This is a genomic window from Paraeggerthella hongkongensis (assembly GCF_003726035.1).
Classification (GTDB): Bacteria; Actinomycetota; Coriobacteriia; order Coriobacteriales; family Eggerthellaceae; genus Paraeggerthella; species Paraeggerthella hongkongensis.
This window is the reverse complement of the sequence record NZ_QICD01000054.1, coordinates 1-1,233: the sequence shown is the minus strand read 5'-3', so window position 1 is coordinate 1,233 and position 1,233 is coordinate 1. Positions and strand designations below refer to the sequence as shown.

Annotated in this window: 2 protein-coding genes; both read left to right on the top strand. The window is 53.1% G+C overall.

Annotated elements, in window-relative coordinates:
* Positions 1–511, top strand: a 511-nt coding sequence (locus DMP08_RS12480) for a Mu transposase domain-containing protein (RefSeq protein WP_211328440.1), incomplete at its 5' end; no start/stop codon positions are given.
* A gap of 21 nt (positions 512–532) precedes the next feature.
* A partial coding sequence (locus tag DMP08_RS12270; RefSeq protein ID WP_123193156.1) for an ATP-binding protein occupies positions 533–1,233 on the top strand: 701 nt, incomplete at its 3' end.

Below are 1,233 nucleotides of genomic sequence, written 5' to 3'. Positions count from 1 at the left end.
CGTTTTATGCGCAGCCGATAAGGTTCTCTACTCGGTTCCCCATCGCTTCGTCGGCAAAGAGGTCGAGGTCCGCACTACGCCGCATGCCGTCGAGGTTTATTGCGAGGGCGAGCGTATTGCCATTCATGCTCGTCAGCGCACGCATACGCCCGAAGACGGACCGATCACCAATCCTGAGCACCGCGCAAAGCATCATGCCGACTACCTCGATCACGACAGCGAGTGGTATCGCCATGAGGCAGCTAAGACAGGCCCTGCTACGACAAAGGCAATCGAAGGTTTCCTAAGCGAAGGACTCGCCGAAGAGCAAGGATGGGGCTGGTGCGAAAAGCTTTTAAAGCAGCGTGCATCTCATTCATCAGCAGCAATCGAGAGCGCGTGCGAAAAAGCGCTCTCGATTCTGGCGAACCCGAGCTACAAAGCCATCAACACCCTGATAAAGAATACAGCCAAAAGCACTGAGCTCGATGATCCCGCGGGCGGCAACCCGTGGGCTATTCGCCGCTACTAGCTGGAAGGATACAGCAAAATTATGCTAAAGCAGCAAACGATAGAACAACTAAAGAAACTGAAGCTTACTGCCATAATTGAAGCCGCAGAGGCGCTTGAGAGAAGTGGGCAGGCGAAGGGTCTGACCGCGCAGGAATACGCGGCAATACTCATTGACAATCTCTACACGGTGAAGATGACAGAGAAAATCGAAAGGCTCATATCGGGCGCGCATCTTGAAGAGCCCGATGCCCACCTCGAAGACCTTTGCATGGATTCAGACCGCGAACTCGACGCTGGGTTGATATCGCGCCTTGCCACAGGCGATTACATCTCTAAGGGCCACAACATCATCATACAAGCAGCGGCTGGTGGCGGAAAATCTTTCATGGGGTCGGCACTCGCCAATGCAGCGTGCCGTCAATTTGTTAAGGTGGAGTATCTGAACTACCGCGACATGGTTGACGAGCTGCTCGTACTTCGTACGGATCCATTGAAGCACAAAAAGAAGATTGCCTCGCTGAAGCGACTTCCGCTTCTTATCGTGGATGACTGGTTGCTTTCCGATTCGATTACCATCCAAGAAGTAAACGAGCTGTTAGCTGTCGTCGATGCACGCACGCGAGCCAAGAAGCCCACTATCATCTGCACGCAGTATCTTGTTGATGGCTGGCCGGTTCTTTTAGGCAATTGCCCTGCGGGAGACTCGGTGGTCGACCGTATAAAGAACAATGCGTACATCAT